The sequence below is a fragment of the Mesorhizobium sp. M4A.F.Ca.ET.050.02.1.1 genome (genome assembly GCF_003997725.1).
Taxonomy (GTDB): Bacteria; Pseudomonadota; Alphaproteobacteria; order Rhizobiales; family Rhizobiaceae; genus Mesorhizobium.
The window spans coordinates 1-1385 of the sequence record NZ_RZSG01001146.1; the positions used below are offsets into that span (position 1 = coordinate 1).

Below are 1385 nucleotides of genomic sequence, written 5' to 3' on the forward strand. Positions count from 1 at the left end.
GCATTTCATTTAGAGAGCTCAGCCGTTCCATATTCATCGCCCTCTCGACAATGGTTGTTCCATCTTTCTCCAGCGGCGTTCCACGAACATTGCGCAAGAATTTCTTCTCAACGTCTGTTTCACTCAAAGGTCGACGCTGGTTTCCCGGCGGGAACGTTGCGGTCGCGCTGTAAGATTCGCCGTCCTTCATGAGGAGGGTGACCGAAGATAGATACTGTCGATCATTCCAGAATGCTTGCTCCGCGACCGGATCAATCTCGATCTCAATTTTCGTCATCAACCCGGTAACAGCGGGGCTTGTCATTAAACAAGGCGAATACCACTCCCTGCCGGGTTCCTTAGAGAGTAGCGCCATAGCCGATACGTATTCCACAGAAAGCTGAGCATCAATATCGGTGGCAGGTGCGCTGTCGGAAAACCATTCCGAAATTCTTGCGAAAGAACGAATCTGTACCCGATCGACATTGTTGTGATCAATCTGATTGGCATTCACCAGAGTGGAAATGGCATCGATTGTGGTATGGAGAAAACCGCAGCATGGAAATGCTTTAAGAGATGACTCCCGTATTCGCCACACTTGCTTTAGGCCATTTGACAGCTGAGTGGGATCGAACCTGTCAGATCCAATTATTCTGGCAAAGCCTCTTTCGGCGTCGCTCACCATCGCAAAGGGACCAATGATATCTCGACGGGCGCAAATAGCAGCGTCGATCCCGCCTAGAGCCATTTGACCATAGTTCGCTTTGAGGGCATGCGCTGGGCGACCGTACTGAACGTACCACAGAGGGACGGAGGTGTTGGCGGCGGCATGGCCTAGCGCAGATCGGAATTGCTCTTCCGTCCCTCCGGACACCACCATAGCAGCTGCCCCGGCCGCTATACCATGCCAAGCGTGATAGACGGCGAATCGGCGATAAACTTCAGGACTTGCGAGAGTTGCATCATGTACCCGGATACCGGCCTCATATCCCGCAACAACTCCAGCGAGAAACTGCTTGGGCGACGCATTCAGATGTTCCGCCATCGCTAAGGCTGCAGGTATTACGGTTGCGCTTGGATGGCCAACGGCGACATCCTCATAGTCGAGGACATCAGCCAACCAGGCGTTTACCTTAGCGGCTAATGAAGGCGCCATCTGACACGACGCGCCGGGAACGCAACAGCCGCTTGTCTTGTTTCCACTATCGTATGCAGCCAGAATTTTTTCGCCTAGGGAAGTGTTCGCACCGGCGATGATACAACCGATCGTATCAAGGATAATGAGTTTGGCCTTATGCAGAACGTCATCGGGGATGTCTTCATATCGCAGATCAGTGAGGAAGCGCGCCAATTGCCCGGCGGGGAGGTGAATTGGGTCGCGCGGAAATAGAATGTGTTCGAATGAA

The 1385-nt window shown here is 52.9% G+C and carries 1 protein-coding gene; it reads right to left on the minus strand.

Going from position 1 to position 1385, the window contains the following annotated elements; all coding sequences use genetic code 11:
• Positions 1-1385, minus strand: a 1385-nt coding sequence (locus tag EOA33_RS35810; RefSeq protein WP_145989513.1) for an MmgE/PrpD family protein, incomplete at both ends; no start/stop codon positions are given.